This is a genomic window from Pauljensenia sp. UMB1177 (genome assembly GCF_030217965.1).
In the GTDB taxonomy this organism is placed as follows: domain Bacteria; phylum Actinomycetota; class Actinomycetes; order Actinomycetales; family Actinomycetaceae; genus Pauljensenia; species Pauljensenia turicensis_A.
Map to the genome: position 1 here is coordinate 61,329 of NZ_JASOOV010000005.1, position 17,195 is coordinate 78,523.

The window sequence follows — 17,195 nt, forward strand, 5'->3', positions numbered from 1 at the left end:
TCAATCGCATTCTTTCATCGGTGATGATCAGCACGCCGTCAACTAGACAGATCCGCGGGGTAGAGCACTACACTAGTTGACGAAGCGTTCCTTTAAATTCCGTCCTGTGAGGCGGGGAAGGAGATTCACTGATGGGATCAGTGCACCCACACGCAGAGCGGGGCAGCTCTGCACGGCAGGTTTTAGATGCCGATGATATTGCCCGTTCACTCACGCGAATCGCGTTTGAGATTATCGAAAGAAATGGCGAAGACCAGATGCTGGTCATCGCGGGAATCCCGACTCGTGGCGCGACGCTTGCCAAGCGCCTCGTCGAAAAGATCAACGAGGTCGGTGGTAGGCGCACGCAACTTGCCATCATCGACACGACAATGTTTCGGGATGACCTTTCCTCTCAGCCCCTTCGCGAGCCAAAGGAATCATTTGTACCGGCCCATGGCATCGACGGACGCACCGTCGTTCTTGTCGATGATGTGCTCTACACGGGACGCACCATCAAGGCTGCCCTCGATGCGCTGACATCGATCGGTCGCCCGAAGGCAGTCCAGCTCGCAGTTCTCGTTGACCGTGGTCACCGTGAACTGCCTATTCGCCCCGACTACGTGGGCAAGAACCTTCCCACCGCTCGTGATGAGTCAGTGTCGATTTGGCTGAATGAAACTGACGGTGAAGACTGCGTTCTGATTGAGAGGAACAACTGATGTCCTTGAATCACCTCATTTCCATCCGTGACCTCGAATATCGCGAAGCCCTCTTGCTTCTAGATACGGCTGAACAGATGGCGGCAACGCAGTCACGTCGAGTGAAGAAACTACCAACACTTCACGGTCGCACTGTTGTCAATCTGTTCTTCGAGGATTCAACCCGTACACGTCTGTCGTTTGAGGCTGCTGCAAAACGCCTCTCGGCAGACGTTATTAATTTCTCCGCTAAAGGATCGTCGGTCTCCAAAGGCGAATCGCTCAAAGACACGGCTCTCACCCTCCAAGCCATGGGCGCCGACGCGGTGGTTGTCCGCCACTCTTCTTCCGGAGCGGCTCACCGCCTTGCACACGCTGGTTGGATGGACCTGCCGGTGCTGAACGCGGGCGATGGCACTCACCAGCATCCGACTCAGGCGCTTCTTGATGCCATGACCCTGCGTCGCCACTACAAACGCAACCCCTCAGACCCCGACGTTGAACCGCTGGCACCGGGCACCGATCTCAAAGGCGCGCGCGTCGTGATCGTCGGCGATGTTCTCCACTCGCGAGTTGCGAGGTCCAACGTTGATCTTCTGACTCTGCTGGGCGCCCACGTCACGTTGGTCGCGCCTCCTACGTTGCTTCCCGTGGGCGTTGAAAACTGGACCTGTGATATCGAATACGACTTCGATAAGGCTCTCGCCACCGACCCCGACGCCGTGATGATGCTACGCGTCCAGCGTGAGCGCATGAGCGCTGCCGGCGGCGGATTCTTCCCGTCACCGGGCGAATATCACACCGCATACGGCCTCGATAATCAGCGTTTCAACGTTCTCAACCCCGAATGCATCGTGATGCACCCCGGCCCGATGAACCGAGGCCTTGAAATTAGCGCGGAGGCAGCTGACTCAAAGCGTTCCGTTGTCGTCGAACAAGTCTCCAATGGCGTCAGCGTTCGTATGGCTGCCCTCTACCTGCTTCTTGCCACGGAAGGAAACACCAATGACTGAAAACACCTCGAAAACTTGGTTCATTTCCGGCGCATCGATTCTGGGAGAGCAATCCAGCGACATCCTGGTCCGTGACGGCGTCATTGTTGCTATCGGTGCCGAAGCAAAGGACGGCGCCACCAATGCCCGGCATATTGATGCCGACGGTCTGATCGCGCTTCCCGGCCTCGTCGATATGCACACGCACCTGCGGGAACCCGGGCGTGAAGACGCCGAAACGATCGAAACCGGCACGCGCGCTGCGGCGGTGGGTGGCTACACAGCCGTTCACGCGATGGCGAACACGACCCCGGTTGCCGATAGCGCATCGGTTGTCGATCAGGTGTGGCAGATCGGTCACGACCTGGGATGGGTTGATGTCCGCCCGGTTGGTGCCGTGACTCAAGGCCTCGCTGGCAAGCACCTGTCGTCGATGGGTGCGATGGCACATTCCCGCTCTCAGGTGCGCGTCTTTTCTGATGATGGCAAGTGCGTGTCGGATCCGGTTCTCATGCGTCGTGCCCTCGAATATGTGAAGACCTTCGGTGGCGTCGTTGCGCAGCACTCGCAGGATCCGGACTTGACTGACGGTGCGCAGATGAATGAATCGCCACTGTCTGGTGAACTCGGTTTGGCCGGTTGGCCTCCCGTCGCTGAAGAGGCGATCATTGCCCGCGACATTTTGCTGGCAAAGCACGTCGGTTCGCGCCTCCACGTGTGCCATCTTTCGACTGCCGGATCGGTAGACCTGATTCGTTGGGGCAAGCGCATGGGTGTTGACGTGACGGCAGAAGTAACTCCACACCACCTGCTCCTCACTGAGGAAATGGCCACGACTTACGATCCGCTCTACAAGGTCAACCCGCCACTTCGCACTCGCGAAGACGTGGAGGCAGTCCGCGAGGGCCTCGCCGATGGCACGATTGACGTTGTGGGAACCGACCATGCTCCGCATCCGCTCGAAGACAAGGACTGCGAGTGGCAGGCGGGCGCGTTCGGCATGACCGGCCTGGAAACTGCATTGCCGATCCTGATCGAAACAATGGTGAACACCGGTCGCATGACGTGGGCCGATATTGCTCGCGTGATGTCGACAAAGCCTGCGCAGATCGGCATGGTTGCCACTCAGGGGCAGGGTCTTGTGGTGGGCGCTCCGGCCAATATCACGCTGGTTGATCCGAGCGTGCGCCGGAAAGTGGATCCCACCCAGCAGTTCACGCGCTCAACCAATTCGCCGTACCGAGGGATGGAGTTGCCCGGCCAGGTTCTGTACACGCTGTACGCCGGTGATGCAACCGTCATGGGCGGAATGCCGATTGAAAAGGCGGACCGGCGATGACCCAATCAGAACTCGCACTGCTCGTCCTTGAAGATGGCACGGTATTCCCCGGATACGCCTGGGGCAAACGCGGGCGCACACTGGGTGAGATTGTCTTTTCCACAGGCATGACCGGATACCAAGAGACGCTCACGGATCCTTCATATCACCGCCAGATCGTCGTCATGACGGCACCTCACATCGGTAATACCGGTGTCAACGATGAAGATCCTGAATCCAAACAGATCTGGGTTGCCGGTTTCGTTGTGCGTGAGCCTGCACGTCGAGCATCAAACTGGCGATCGAAGCGCACCCTTGATGAAGAACTCATTGAGCAGGGGATCGTGGGAATCAGTGGTGTTGATACTCGCGCTATCACGCGCCACATCCGCTCACACGGCGCGATGCGCGCTGGAATCTTCTCCGGTGGTGCACTTCCCGCAGGCGCTGAGCACCTGACTAACCAGGTGCGCGATGCTCTGGTACGTATTGTCGTTGATCAACCGATGATGGCCGGCGCAGCCTTAGCATCCGAGGTTTCGACAAAAGACACCTACGTTGTTAAAGGCGAAGGTGAACCGGTATGTCGCGTAGTGGCCGTGGATTTGGGCATCAAATCGCGCACACCGGAGCAGCTTGCGCAAAGAGGGGTCGAGGTTCATGTTGTGCCCAACACCGTGAGTTTCGCGGATATTCAGGCTCTGAACCCCGATGGAGTTTTCTTCTCGAATGGGCCGGGTGACCCCGCGTCTGCTGACCTGGAGATTGAGCTACTACGTGCGGTCCTGGATGCTGGGCTCCCGTACTTCGGCATTTGCTTCGGACACCAGCTGTTCGGTCGCGCTCTGGGGTATGGAACCTACAAGCTCGAATTCGGTCACCGCGGTGTCAACCAGCCGGTGAAGGATCTGGTGACCGGTCGCGTTGAAATCACCGCCCACAACCATGGTTTCGCAGTGGACGCCCCCGTTGGGGCCCCCTCGGTCGCACCGTTCGACGCTGGTCGCTATGGAAAGGTTGAAGTCAGCCACATTGATCTCAACGATGGGGTTGTGGAAGGCCTGCGGGCACTTGATATTCCCGCTTTCTCGGTTCAATATCACCCCGAAGCGGCGGCTGGTCCTCACGATGGTGAGCATCTCTTCGATCGTTTTGTATCCATGATTCTGGCCTCGAAGGAGGCGAACTGATGCCTAAGCGCCACGATTTGCGGTCCGTCCTTGTTATCGGGTCCGGTCCGATCGTTATTGGTCAAGCGTGCGAATTCGACTATTCGGGTACCCAGGCATGCCGTGTTCTCAAAGAAGAAGGCCTGCGCGTTATCCTCGTGAACTCCAACCCGGCCACGATTATGACCGACCCGGAGATTGCCGATGCCACGTACGTTGAACCGATTACCCCCGAAGTCGTTACGTCGATTATCGAAAAGGAACGACCAGACGCTCTGCTTGCAACACTGGGTGGTCAAACTGCACTGAATACAGCGGTTGCGCTGAACGAAGCTGGCGTTCTCGAAAAGTACAACGTTGAGCTGATCGGCGCGTCCATCGAGGCGATTAACGCAGGTGAAGACCGGGAAATCTTCAAGGAGATCGTTGAGACGTGTGGCGCCGAAGTCGCACGTTCCTATATTGCTCACACGATGGAAGAATGCCACGAAGCGGCAGCTCAACTCGGCTACCCGCTGGTTGTACGTCCCTCGTTCACGATGGGCGGTTTGGGTTCAGGCTTCGCCTACACCCCCGAAGATCTCGAACGCATCGCCGGTCAGGGACTTGCGGCGTCGATCACCACGGAGGTTTTGCTCGAAGAATCCATCCTCGGCTGGAAGGAATACGAGCTCGAGCTCATGCGAGACAAGGCGGATAACGTCGTTGTCGTCTGTTCGATCGAAAACATTGACCCGGTGGGTGTTCACACGGGCGACTCGGTGACCGTTGCACCCGCATTGACACTCACCGACCGCGAGTTGCAGCGTCTGCGCGATATCGGCATTGCGGTGATCCGTAAGGTCGGTGTTGATACTGGTGGCTGTAATATCCAGTTTGCTCTGGATCCGAAGACTGGTCGCATCATCGTCATCGAAATGAACCCGCGTGTATCGCGTTCATCCGCGCTGGCATCCAAGGCGACGGGCTTCCCGATTGCGAAGATCGCAGCGCGCCTCGCCACCGGTTACACGCTCGACGAAATCCCGAACGACATCACGGGCTCCACGCCTGCGTCTTTCGAGCCCACGCTGGACTACGTCGTGGTGAAGGTTCCGCGATTCACCTTCGAAAAGTTCCCGGAAGCTGACCCCACGCTGTCGACCTCAATGAAAGCAGTCGGCGAGGCCATGGCAATCGGGCGCAATTTCACGGAGGCGTTTCAAAAAGCGTTGCGCTCCATCGACAAGTCGGGAGTCCAATTCTCGTGGGCGCGGCCTCGTCCCACCACAGAAGAGACAAAAGCACTTGTCGCTCAGGCTGCACGAGGTACCGAACAGCGCTTTGTGCAGGTCATGGACGCAATCCGTGGAGGTGCGACGCTCGACGAGCTCTTCGATTCGACGAAGATCGACCCCTGGTTCCTTGACCAGTTCTACTTGCTTGACGAGATTGCTTGTGAAATCGCAGAAGCTCCCGCGCTCAACCGCGAGGTACTGAGTCTTGCGAAACGTCACGGCTTCTCTGACCGTCAGATTGGTGATATTCGAGGCCTGTCGGAGACGAGCGTGCGAGAAGTACGAGGCGCTTTCGAAATTCACCCCGTCTTCAAGACGGTGGATACGTGTTCGGCAGAGTTTGCAGCGAAGACTCCGTATCACTACTCGACCTACGACTTCGAGAACGAGGTTGCGCCCCGCGAGCGCGAAGCAGTCATCATTCTGGGTGCTGGACCGAACCGTATCGGTCAGGGCATTGAGTTCGATTATTCGTGCGTGCACGCAGCGATGAGCCTGCGCGAGCGCTACGACACGATCATGGTGAACTGCAACCCAGAAACCGTGTCGACTGACTACGATATTTCGGATCGCCTCTACTTTGAGCCCCTGACACTTGAGGATGTGCTCGAGATCTACCGGGCAGAAAGCGAGGCCGGTCCGGTCAAGGGCGTTATTGTTCAGTTGGGTGGTCAGACTCCGCTGTCGCTTGCGCGTGATCTTGAGGCTGCGGGGGTGCCGATTCTTGGCACGTCGCCGTCGTCGATCGATGTGGCTGAAGACCGTGAAGAGTTCGCTAAGGTGCTGGCGATTGCCGGTTGCCCGGCTCCGGCGCACGATACGGCTCATGTGGTCTCGCAGGTTCGTGAGGTTGCTGAGCGCGTTGGATATCCGGTGCTTCTGCGCCCCAGCTTCGTCTTGGGCGGTCGTGGTATGGAAATCGTGAATGACGAGGCCGCGCTCGATCGCTATCTCGATAGGCCGGATATTGGCGCGCTGTTCTCACGCGGTCCACTGTTGATTGACCGTTTCTTGGATGCGGCGATCGAAATTGACGTGGACGCGCTGTATGACGGTAATGAATTGTTTATGGGCGCCATTATGGAGCACATTGAAGAGGCCGGTATTCACTCCGGTGACTCGGCATGCGTATTGCCACCGATGACTCTGTCGTCCAGCCAGCTTCACCGGATTGCTGCATCGACCGAAGCGATTGCACGTGAGGTGGGGGTGCGTGGCCTGATCAATATCCAGTTCGCCCTCTTGTCCGATGTCCTGTACGTGATTGAGGCGAATCCTCGTGCTTCTCGTACGGTGCCTTTTGCTTCGAAGGCGACGGGCGTGCCTCTGGCGAAGGCAGCATCTTTGATCCAGGTGGGCGATTCGATCGCATCGTTGCGTGAGCGTGGCATTCTCCCTGTCACGGATGCACGCGAGATCCGTGATGGTGCCTCGATTGCAGTGAAGCAGGTTGTTCTTCCATTCAAGCGCTTCCGTACAGCTCAGGGATTGGTCGTGGATACGATCCTCGGGCCTGAGATGCGCTCGACGGGCGAGGTTATGGGTATCGATCACAACTTCCCGACGGCATTCGCGAAGTCGCAATCCGGTGCGATCGGAAAACTGCCGACCGAAGGTACGGTCTTCATTTCGATTGCGGATACGGACAAGCGTGCGATCGTGTTCCCTGCGGCTCGTATGCGGGACCTTGGTTTTACGATTTTGGCGACAACGGGTACAGCTTCGGTGTTGCGCCGAAACGGGATTGAGGCCCAAGCTGTTCGCAAGCGCTCTGAGGGACGAGGCAATGAAGGTGAGCCCACCATCGTTGATTTGATCAACGATGGGATGATCGACATCGTTGTGAATACTCCGCAGAAGAGCGATAACCGCCACGACGGCTATCAGATTCGTACCGCTGCAATGACCCACGACAAGACGATTGTGACGACGCTCCAGGCGTTTAACGCGCTTGTTCAAGCGATTGAGGTGCGTACTCACGGTGCGTATCACGTGCGATCGTTGCAGGAATGGGATGCGCTTCGAAAGGAGAATGAACGATGACCATGCGAGGTTTCGGTGATCGTCTTGCCGACGCAATGGCTGAGCATGGGCCTATGTGCGTTGGGATTGACCCGCACCCCGGTCTGCTTGACCAGTGGGGCTTAGACCATTCGATCGACGGATTGCGTAGGTTTTCTCTGGGCGTTGTTGAAGCGTTGGGAGGCAAAGTTGCTGCATTCAAACCGCAGTCAGCCTTCTTCGAACGTTTTGGATCACACGGCGTCGGCGTATTGGAAGAAGTCATTGACGCCTGTCGAAATGCGGGTTCCTTGTGCATCGTGGACGCTAAACGCGGTGACATTGGTTCAACTATGAACGGTTACGCCGATGCGTATCTGGCTAATGGTTCTCCGCTGGCCGGCGATGCTGTGACTCTTTCACCGTATTTGGGTGTTGGCGCGCTCACCCCGGCGCTTGAAATGGCAAAAGAGACGGGCAGGGGAGTGTTCGTTCTCGCTCTGACATCGAACCCTCAGGGTGCTTCGGTTCAACACTGTGTGAACTCCGAGGGGCAATCGGTTGCTGGGGGAGTCATTCAAGCAGTGTCCGATTTCAATGCGACGTTCGACTTTGAGCACATGGGTCCTGCTGGAATTGTTGTGGGCGCGACCGTTGGGGATGCTCGCCGTCGCCTGGGCATCTCTTTCGATGCCTTCAATGGCGCAATTCTTGCCCCCGGGGTGGGAGCTCAAGGTGCCGGTCCGAAGGAACTGGGCGAGGTGTTCGGCCAAGCAGCTTTGAACGTGCTCGCGTCGTCATCTCGAGCGATTTTGGCCAAAGGCCCCGATGCTCTGGGCCTTCAACAGGCATATGCTCAAGCGGTCGCCGAATTAGCTGAGTGAATATTGCTTCCCACTTTCTTCACACAAAAGCCCTGTTAACACGATAAAATCGCCTGCAACAGTCACAATCTGTGAAGGAGTGGGAAGCAATGGCGCTACCTCATCTGACACCCGAACAACGTGCGCAAGCTCTAGAAAAAGCAACTGCAGCGCGTCGCGCGCGCGCGGATATCAAAGCACGTTTGAAGAATCGCGAAATTACGCTTTCAGAGGTTCTCAACCTTGCCGAAAAGGATGAGTCAATCGCCAAGATGCGTGTTGTCTCACTGCTTGAGTCAATGCCACGCGTTGGAGTCACAACGGCTGCGGCATTGATGGAAGAGTACGGTATTGCTCAATCACGTCGTGTCAGGGGCCTTGGGCATGTTCAAGCTCAGGCTTTAATCGAACGATTCGGCTAATAGCAGGTAAAGGTGGCACGATTGTCAGCATGGATAAACCACGACTGACCGTGCTTGCCGGTCCCACTGCTGTAGGTAAGGGGACCGTCGTTCAAGCTCTTCGTGAACGTCACCCGGAACTGGTTGTTTCCGTCTCTGCGACGACTCGTTCGCCCAGGCCGGGTGAAGTTGATGGCGTTCATTATCTGTTCAAGACAGATGAAGAATTTGACGCGCTTGTCGAATCGGGATTGATGCTCGAATGGGCGACAGTCCACGGTGTTCACCGCTACGGCACACCTGCGCCACCTGTCGACGAGGCCTTGAAAGCAGGTAAATCTGTCCTGCTCGAGATTGACCTTGATGGTGCTCGTCAGGTGATGAAAACGCGTCCTGATGCGCTCTTCGTTTTTCTTGCACCTCCGTCGTGGGATGAGCTTGTGAGGCGCCTCGTCGGTCGCGGAACCGAAGACGAGGAGGAACGCGTGCGTCGTCTTCAAACTGCCAAGGTAGAGATGGCTGCAGAGACGGAATTCAACGTAACTGTGACGAATGACGACCTCGACGACACCGTTACTGAACTGGCTCACCTTATGGGGCTGGAGTAGACTGGCCCCCAGTGTGGCCAGATGGCCACGTTTGAATCCAGGAGGACCGCATGGCCGGAATCGTCGCACAGCCCCAAGGCATCACGTCGCCACCGATTGATGATCTGCTTGAGCACGTCGATTCAAAGTACGCTCTCGTTATCGTTGCCGCTCGTCGCGCACGTCAGATCAACTCGTACAACCTTCAGCTTGAACAGAACATGATTCAGTTCGTTGGACCCGTTGTCGATGTTGAACCCGATGAAAAGCCCCTGGGTATCGCACTTCGCGAGATCAACGATGGCATGATCTCGGTCGAAGCCGAGCAGAAAGCCTGACGCGTATGCGCCCCACGGTGATCGTCGGGGTCAGCGCTGGAATCGCCGCCTACAAGGCGGCGATTCTTGTACGTGAGCTGATTCGCGCCGGATGCGATGTTCGTGTTGTTCCAACACCTGCCTCTTTAGAGTTCGTTGGAAAAGCAACGTGGGAGGGCCTGACTGGTCACCCGGTTCACACCGGGCTCACCGATCACCCAGGCTCTGATCATGTGGAGCTTGCTCGTATCGCTGATTTGATTGTTATCGCCCCTGCTACCGCGGATGTGATGGCACGCATTCGCGCTGGCTTTGCGAATGATCTTTTGACGACCACCGTCTTGGCATCTCGTTGCCCACTTGTTCTGAGCCCGGCAATGCACACGGCAATGTGGGATAACGCTGCCACTCAAGATAACGTTGCCGTTCTGCGCCAGCGTGGAATAACTATCATCGACCCCGCGTCCGGTGCGCTTGGCTCCGGGGATCATGGAGTTGGTAGGCTCCCCGAACCTGAAGAAATTGCTCGTGTGTGCCTCGATACTCTCGCATCAACGCAGACTTCGTTCTCTTCCAACGAACAGATGCTTTTTGGACGTCATATTGTCGTGACCGCAGGCGGAACTCAAGAACCACTGGATCCGGTGCGCTTCATTGGCAACCGTTCGTCGGGACGCCAAGGCATCGAGATTGCTCGCTCATCAGCTCGAATGGGCGCGACAGTACACCTGATCGCATCGAACGTTGAAAAGTCGCTGCTGGACGATCTTGAACCTTCGATTAGCGTTTCCTTCGCACCCACGGCCCACGATGTTGAACTCGCGGTTCAGGCTCAGTGTGATGGCGCAGACGCGCTGGTGATGTGCGCGGCAATCGCCGATTTTAGTCCCACCAGCGTTGCTGATGCGAAGATCAAGAAGACGGATGATTCTTCAGACGTTCCCACCATTGAATTGGAACGTACGACGGATATTCTTGCCACCGTCGCCCACAGCGATTCAAGGCCCACGGTGCTCGTCGGATTCGCCGCTGAAACAGGTCAGGCAGACACCGTACTTGCCTATGGCAAAGAGAAGGCACGCCGTAAGGGCGCCGACTTCCTCGCGATTAACCGCGTGGGTGATGGGTTCGGTTTTGGTGACGTCGACAACCACGTCACGATCGTCGACTCGAAAGGCGAGCTTGTCGGTGAAGTCTCTGGCTCAAAAGCTCGCGTTGCGGACTTTCTCATCACAACAATCGCTCAAAGACTCGCTACTATTGATGGGTGACTTCTAATCGACAGCTCTTTACGTCAGAATCCGTGACCGAAGGTCATCCGGATAAGGTCTGTGACCGAATTTCGGATTCAATCCTTGATGCTCTTGTAGAAAAAGACCCGCATTCTCGTGTCGCGGTCGAGACTATGGTGACCACGGGCCTCGTGCACGTTGCCGGTGAGGTAACAACCGAGGCCTACGTTGAGATTCCTCAGATTGTTCGTGATGAGATTCTGAAAATTGGCTACAACTCTTCACAAGTGGGCTTTGACGGTGCCTCGTGTGGCGTATCGATTTCGATTGGACAGCAGAGCCCTGATATTGCCGGGGGAGTGGACCACGCGCTTGAAGAGCGTGAAGGTAGTGCAAGTGATGTCCGTGATAGTCAGGGCGCTGGCGACCAGGGAATCATGTTTGGTTATGCCTGCGCTGATACACCCGATCTGATGCCTGCCCCGATTTGGCTGGCGCACAAGCTGTCGAAGCGCCTGGCTGACGTCCGTCATAACGAAATCGCCACCGGTCTGCGTCCCGATGGAAAGACTCAGGTCACATTGGCGTACGAGGACGGCAAGCCTGTTGGTATTGATTCGGTTCTCGTTTCCACTCAGCATGATGAGGCTCTGAACCAATCCGATTTGCGCGACCTGATTGTGGCACACGTGATTGACCCGGTTCTTCGCGACGACGGCCTCGATCTCGACACGGCCGATATGAAGATCCTCGTCAATCCCTCCGGACGCTTCGTCATCGGTGGCCCCGCCGGCGATGCAGGCGTAACCGGGCGAAAGATTATAGTTGACACCTACGGTGGTATGGCACGTCACGGTGGTGGAGCGTTCTCCGGTAAGGACCCATCGAAGGTTGACCGTAGCGCCACGTACGCTGCGCGCTGGGCGGCGAAGAATGTAGTTGCAGCCGGTCTTGCTTCCAAATGCGAGATTCAGCTTGCCTACGCGATTGGCCGCGCTCATCCTGTCGGTCTCTATGTTGAAACATTTGGTACCGGAAATGTGAGTGACCAGCAGATTGCACGCGCCATTGAGACTGTTTTTGACTTGCGTCCGGCCGGCATTATCGCTGACCTGGATCTGCTACGCCCGATTTACGCTGCCACATCTTCCTACGGCCATTTTGGTCGTCCGGGCTTCCCGTGGGAAGAAACGAACCGCGTCGACGAATTGTTGAGTGTGAGCTGATGACCGCTCCCTCTGTTCTGATTGACGAGGCCGCCTCCACCGATTCGTCATTTGACTTGAAATGGCGACGACGAACAACAGTAGAGATGATCATTTCTGGGCTGATTGGGCTTTACGCTTCTTTCGTCCTTTCGATTGAAGCATGGCAGTTAGCTGCCGATTCAGCGAAGACATTCGCTTGTGATGTTTCATCGGTCCTGTCATGTTCCACGGTGGCGCAGACGCCTCAAGCTCGTATCCTGGGGTTCCCGAACGCATTCCTAGGAATCTTTTTCGAAGCGGTAGTTCTTGCCATTTCGGTCGCTTTGTTTAGCGGAGTGAAGTTTTCCCGCTGGTACATGGCGTGTGCCAATGTGCTGTACACAATCGCATTGTTCTTCGCGTACTGGCTTTTCAGCCAGTCTTTTTTCGTGATCCACGTGCTTTGCCCGTGGTGTTTGGCGATCACCGTGACAACAACCCTTGTCTTTGCGGGCTTGACACGGATTAATATCCGCGAAGGTGTTCTTCCGGCGCCTGCGTGGTTGAAACGCAGTGTGACCTTGGGGTATGACTGGTCGTTCTGGGGATTGTTGCTGTTCATCCTGATCGCGATGGTCGTAGCCAGGTACGGGGTAGCTCTGCTCGGCTAACCGATGTGCAGTTCAATTCCTCCATGGCTCATGGTGCAATAGAGCCATGGTTATTCAAGGTAACAGCGACGTTCTTTTTGGCTTAGAGCAGGTCGCCACCGCGCAGGCTATTGCTAGCGTGTGCGTGGATGTTGATGTCCCACACCTTGATCGCCCGCTGGACTATGCAATCGTTCCAGAGCTCGCCGATTCGGTTGTTCCAGGCGTTGCCGTAAAGGTTCATCTTGCCGGAAGAAGCGTCACCGGTTGGGTCCTCAGCGTCAGAACCGAGGTCCCCGAACATCGTTTAAGTCCGATCGATAAAGTTATCTCGCGCCTGCCCGTCCTTTCGCCTTCGATTGCGAAAGTGGCTCGGAAGATCGCAGACCGCCAGGTAGCAACGCTCTCACAAGCACTCTCGCTTGCACTTCCACAGCGTCATGTGGGTGCCGAAAAATCATTCTTAGCACAGGACGAAAGCCAACAGCTTGAGTGGAATGTAGACACTGATGCAGATGGGGGAGCCTGGCACGACAATCCCGTGGGATGTACGCTTCTTGCTCACCTGTCTCATGGTGATCCAGTCCGCAGCGTCTGGACAGCTTTGGGGCCAACGCGTGATGAGCGCCTCGTGGACTGTATTCAGGCCAACGCCGCCGCACACCGTGGAGCCATCATCGTCGCGCCCACACACTGGCAGGCATCGCAGCTGTATAGGCTGATCCAGACCCGCCTTGGGGTTCCAGCTGCACTGATGACAACGCAGACATCCGCGGAAGACCGATATCTGACGCACCTCCAAGCGATGGCAGGTGAACTTGGCATCGTCGTCGGTACTCGTTCAAGTATCTGGACGCCGTTGAAGAATCTCGGTCTCATTGTCATTTGGGATGACAGCGATGACCGTCTTGTCGAACAGCGAGCACCGCGTGCGGATGCACTCGACATTGCAATGGCACGATGCGCCGAAGAACACTGTTCGCTTCTTATCGCCTCTTTCTCGCGTTCTGTTAAAGCACAAGCACTTGTTGAATCCGGTTGGGCCGTTTCCTTAATGGAAGATGGTTCAAAGAAACGCGCACTTGTCCCAACCGTCCGCGTTGTTGATGATGCCTACATCGAGAGGGAAGGCCCCAGTGGAGCAATGCGCATTCCCTCAGCTGCTCTTGCCACTATCCGCACGGGTCTTGCCACCGGCCCAGTGTTAGTTCAGGTCGCTCATGCTGGATATGTTCCTGTTGTTTCATGCTCCCAATGCAGGAGTGTTGCGCGTTGCCATCATTGTCACGGGCCACTAGAGAAATCAGACCAGGACACCATTTCGTGTTCATGGTGTCACCGACCCACGTCGGGATGGCAGTGCCCAACGTGCGCAGGAACGCGGTTACGACACGCACGCATCGGCTCTGAACGAACGGGAGAAGAACTCGCCCGCGCAATGCCGACGGCGTCAGTCTTGGTTTCATCATCAAGCAATGCGTTGACCCGCACGATCAGTCATAAACCACAGGTTGTCGTCGCAACCCCCGGTAGTGAACCGCTGGCTGAAGGTGGGTATCACGCTGTGGTGATCTTGGATGCCCAAGCGATTGCTGGTCGACCAGAACTATGGGCCCCTCAAGAAGCAATGCGCCGGTGGTTCAACGCGTTGGCACTCGCTCGCCCCGAAGCAAGTGCCCTCATTTGTGGTGGTATCACGCCTTCCATGGCACAGGCTCTTATTCGCTATAACCCTGTTTCATTTGCTCACGATCTGCTTGAAGACCGCAAAGCCAACGGATTCTTCCCTGCAAAAACCGTGATCGCGATCGACGGACAACGCAAAGACTCTCTCGGAGTTGCCGAGTCCTCCGGTGGCGAACTCCTGGGTGAGTACACGTATCAGGCGGTGAAGGAAGGGACGTTACCTATTGTGCGCTCCTTGGTCAGCGTTGAACGTGACCAGCTTCCCGAAGTGTTAGTCACACTGAAGAAGCTCCTGCAATATCGCAGTGCCCACAAGCTTCCTACCGTGAAGATCACGGTCAATCCGCCAGAGCTTTTCTAAAGCGATTCCTTTCGTTCGTTAGACTGATCCTCGTGCGTATTGTTTTCGCTGGAACTCCAGCTCCCGCTATCCCGACGCTTGAGCGTCTTGTCGAGTCTACTCATGAGGTCGTCGGTGTCATTACCCGTCCACCTGCCAGAGTGGGTCGTGGGCGCACGCTACACCCCAGTCCAGTTGCGCAGTTCGCACGTGAACACGGCCTACCTGTGATTGAAGCGTCTTCGTTTAAAGACCCTAAGGTATGCAACCAAGTCGAGTCACTACGCCCCGATCTTGGTGTCGTTGTCGCATACGGCGCACTCATTCCTTGCTCCGTTCTGGACATGCCTACTCATGGGTGGATCAATCTCCACTTCTCGTCTCTTCCGCGGTGGCGCGGGGCTGCTCCCGTTCAATGGGCACTGATCAGCGGGGATACCACTACGGCTTCCAGTGTTTTCCAACTTGAAAAAGGTCTTGATACCGGGCCTGTTTATTCCTCGATTCCGGTCGACATCACGCATGAAACAGCGGGCGAATTACTTGAACGCATGGCAATTCTCGGCGCTCCACAAGTTGTGGATGTGGTTGACTCGATTGCGAATGGAACCGCACAAGCTGTGCCTCAAAACGAAGATGATCCGCGGGCAAGCCACGCACGTCAACTGAGCTCCAGCGACGGGTTCGTTGATTTTCGTTCGTCTGCTCAGGCAACTGACCGGCAGATTCTTGGTCTTAGCCCCAACCCGGGCGCGTGGACGCTTCTTCCAGACTCAAAGCGATTGAAACTAGCCGCGGTAACAGTCGTAGAGGGCGATGATCTTGAACCCGGTCATATTCGAGTAACGAAGAAGAGCGTTGAAGTCGGCTGCCAGGACGGAATCGTTCGCCTTGGACAGGTAGCTCCGGCAGGTAAAGGCTGGATGGACGCTGCCGCATGGGCTAGGGGAGCCCGGCTTTCAGAAGACGCAGTGCTTGGCACGATGGAGGAAAACTGATGGCAACCCGTCGTTACTCCGATGGATATCGCAAACTTCAGGATGTCGATACGCCTAGGCGCATTGCTTTTGACGTGCTCATGGCAGTTGAAACTGAAGATGCCTTTGCCAACATCGCGCTAACGAAGGCGTTGCGTGACGCGCGTTCACATGAGCGCCTGGACTCGCGCGACGCTGCTTTTACCTCCGAACTTGTCAATGGAAGCCTGCGAGCCCAGGGACGTCTCGACTGGGTTTTGGGACGCTATCTGACCAGGCCCATCGATAAGGTCGATACCCCCGTTCGAGTCCTCCTGCGCCTGGGAGCCCATCAGCTTCTGAATATGCGCGTTGCCGACCATGCGGCAGTTGCTTCCACCGTTGATCTCGCTCGCCACTACCTGACCGAGGGGCCAACGCGAATGGTGAATGCGGTTTTGCGTTCAATCACTCGTGAAACTCCTGGAGCAATCGAAGATGCAATCGCCCAGATCAGCGACCCGAACGAACGTCGTTCCATTGAGTTTTCGCATCCGCTCTGGATGGTCGATGCCTTCGAAGACGCCCTCATTAGCCATGGCTTCGAGGCTAGCGAATTAGATGACCTGCTAGCCGGCGACAACCAGCCTCCGCTGGTGACCCTCGTTGCGCGCCCAGGTCTGATCGAAGCAATCGATCTGGCTGATGAAGCTGAATCAGTGTTGGGAACTCGCGTCGCCCCAGGCGATGTCAGTGATTGCGCGGTTCTTCTCGAACACGGTGATCCGGGTAGTCTCGATTCGATCCGCTCAGGGCGCGCCGGTGTCCAAGACGAAGGATCCCAGCTTGGCGCAATGATCGCTGCTACTGCCCCGATTGAAGGCAAAGACGAGTGCTGGCTCGACCTGTGCGCAGGACCGGGTGGCAAAGCATCGATGCTCGCATCGATCGGCGCTCTTCAAGGAGCCACACTGATTGCAAACGAGGTCCATCCTCACCGTGCTCGCCTCGTAGAACGCGCGTGTCGCCAGCTTGACAGCGTTGAGGTCGTCTCGTCCGATGGTCGTACCTTCGGCGGGGGCAAGAGCCAGTGGCCTCTTGGAAGCTTCGACCGAGTTGTGATCGATGCTCCCTGCTCAGGCATGGGGTCAATGAGGCGCCGCCCCGAATCACGATGGAGGCGCACGCAAGCAGATGTTGGCGGCCTCGTCGATTTGCAGGCGGAACTGTTGGCACGCGGTCTCGAACTTGTTCGCGAAGGCGGAATCCTGACGTATATCACCTGCTCTCCGCACGTCGACGAAACGCTTGCTCAGGTGGAGAAGCTACTGAAAACTGGGAAAGTAGAGCTTCTCGATACAGTTGCACTTGGCGAAGCACTTGCACCGGAGTCTCTCAACGTCCCTGACGCTGCTGGTCGTATCAAGAAATACCCCGGTCGCACCCTCCAACTGTGGGAACACCGTAACGGTACGGATTTGATGTTTATTGCAGCGATGAAAAAGGTCGAAAAGCCCACATCAGCGCGCTAATCACCAC

15 protein-coding genes are annotated in these 17,195 nt (G+C 56.6%); all 15 read left to right on the forward strand.

What is annotated here, in order from left to right; genetic code table 11:
* Positions 1 to 131 precede the first annotated feature (131 nt).
* Complete coding sequence (gene pyrR / locus QP442_RS07295) at positions 132 to 701, forward strand: bifunctional pyr operon transcriptional regulator/uracil phosphoribosyltransferase PyrR (RefSeq protein ID WP_006680992.1); 570 nt, start codon at positions 132 to 134, stop codon at positions 699 to 701.
* Positions 701 to 1,693, forward strand: a complete 993-nt coding sequence (locus tag QP442_RS07300) for an aspartate carbamoyltransferase catalytic subunit (RefSeq protein WP_006680993.1) — start codon at positions 701 to 703, stop codon at positions 1,691 to 1,693. The genes pyrR and QP442_RS07300 overlap by 1 nt, the downstream gene beginning before the upstream one ends.
* Positions 1,686 to 3,011 (forward strand): dihydroorotase, encoded by a 1,326-nt coding sequence (locus tag QP442_RS07305; RefSeq protein WP_006680994.1) that lies wholly within the window; start codon positions 1,686 to 1,688, stop codon positions 3,009 to 3,011. The genes QP442_RS07300 and QP442_RS07305 overlap by 8 nt, the downstream gene beginning before the upstream one ends.
* On the forward strand, positions 3,008 to 4,180 hold the full coding sequence (carA, locus tag QP442_RS07310; RefSeq protein WP_006680995.1) for a glutamine-hydrolyzing carbamoyl-phosphate synthase small subunit: 1,173 nt from the start codon (positions 3,008 to 3,010) through the stop codon (positions 4,178 to 4,180). Before QP442_RS07305 ends, carA begins: the two co-directional genes overlap by 4 nt.
* A complete protein-coding gene (gene carB / locus QP442_RS07315) occupies positions 4,180 to 7,479 on the forward strand; it encodes a carbamoyl-phosphate synthase large subunit (RefSeq protein WP_103633736.1) in 3,300 nt (1,099 codons plus the stop codon). Before carA ends, carB begins: the two co-directional genes overlap by 1 nt.
* Positions 7,476 to 8,321, forward strand: a complete 846-nt coding sequence (gene pyrF / locus QP442_RS07320) for an orotidine-5'-phosphate decarboxylase (RefSeq protein ID WP_103633737.1) — start codon at positions 7,476 to 7,478, stop codon at positions 8,319 to 8,321. The genes carB and pyrF overlap by 4 nt, the downstream gene beginning before the upstream one ends.
* A gap of 89 nt (positions 8,322 to 8,410) precedes the next feature.
* The gene (mihF, locus tag QP442_RS07325) at positions 8,411 to 8,722 is read left to right on the forward strand and encodes an integration host factor, actinobacterial type (protein WP_006680998.1); all 312 of its coding nucleotides are present in this window, start codon (positions 8,411 to 8,413) and stop codon (positions 8,720 to 8,722) included.
* Positions 8,723 to 8,751: 29 nt separating this feature from the next.
* A complete protein-coding gene (gene gmk / locus QP442_RS07330; protein WP_006680999.1) occupies positions 8,752 to 9,309 on the forward strand; it encodes a guanylate kinase in 558 nt (185 codons plus the stop codon).
* A gap of 50 nt (positions 9,310 to 9,359) precedes the next feature.
* Positions 9,360 to 9,626 carry a DNA-directed RNA polymerase subunit omega gene (gene rpoZ / locus QP442_RS07335; protein WP_006681000.1) on the forward strand — a complete coding sequence of 89 codons (267 nt, stop codon included), beginning with the start codon at positions 9,360 to 9,362 and terminating at the stop codon, positions 9,624 to 9,626.
* Positions 9,627 to 9,631: 5 nt separating this feature from the next.
* Entirely contained in the window at positions 9,632 to 10,876 is a 1,245-nt protein-coding gene (gene coaBC, locus QP442_RS07340) for a bifunctional phosphopantothenoylcysteine decarboxylase/phosphopantothenate--cysteine ligase CoaBC (protein ID WP_006681001.1), read from the forward strand.
* Positions 10,873 to 12,063: a methionine adenosyltransferase gene (gene metK, locus QP442_RS07345; RefSeq protein ID WP_006681002.1), complete on the forward strand. Its 1,191-nt coding sequence runs from the start codon at positions 10,873 to 10,875 to the stop codon at positions 12,061 to 12,063. Before coaBC ends, metK begins: the two co-directional genes overlap by 4 nt.
* An 86-nt stretch (positions 12,064 to 12,149) precedes the next feature.
* Positions 12,150 to 12,695, forward strand: coding sequence for a vitamin K epoxide reductase family protein (locus QP442_RS07350; protein WP_243440785.1), 546 nt, complete (start codon positions 12,150 to 12,152; stop codon positions 12,693 to 12,695).
* A 46-nt stretch (positions 12,696 to 12,741) separates the two neighbouring features.
* Positions 12,742 to 14,721, forward strand: coding sequence for a primosomal protein N' (locus tag QP442_RS07355; protein ID WP_103633738.1), 1,980 nt, complete (start codon positions 12,742 to 12,744; stop codon positions 14,719 to 14,721).
* 32 nt (positions 14,722 to 14,753) lie between these two features.
* Complete coding sequence (gene fmt / locus QP442_RS07360) at positions 14,754 to 15,698, forward strand: methionyl-tRNA formyltransferase (RefSeq protein WP_103633739.1); 945 nt, start codon at positions 14,754 to 14,756, stop codon at positions 15,696 to 15,698.
* Positions 15,698 to 17,188 (forward strand): transcription antitermination factor NusB, encoded by a 1,491-nt coding sequence (locus QP442_RS07365; protein WP_285069732.1) that lies wholly within the window; start codon positions 15,698 to 15,700, stop codon positions 17,186 to 17,188. The genes fmt and QP442_RS07365 overlap by 1 nt, the downstream gene beginning before the upstream one ends.
* Positions 17,189 to 17,195 lie beyond the last annotated feature (7 nt).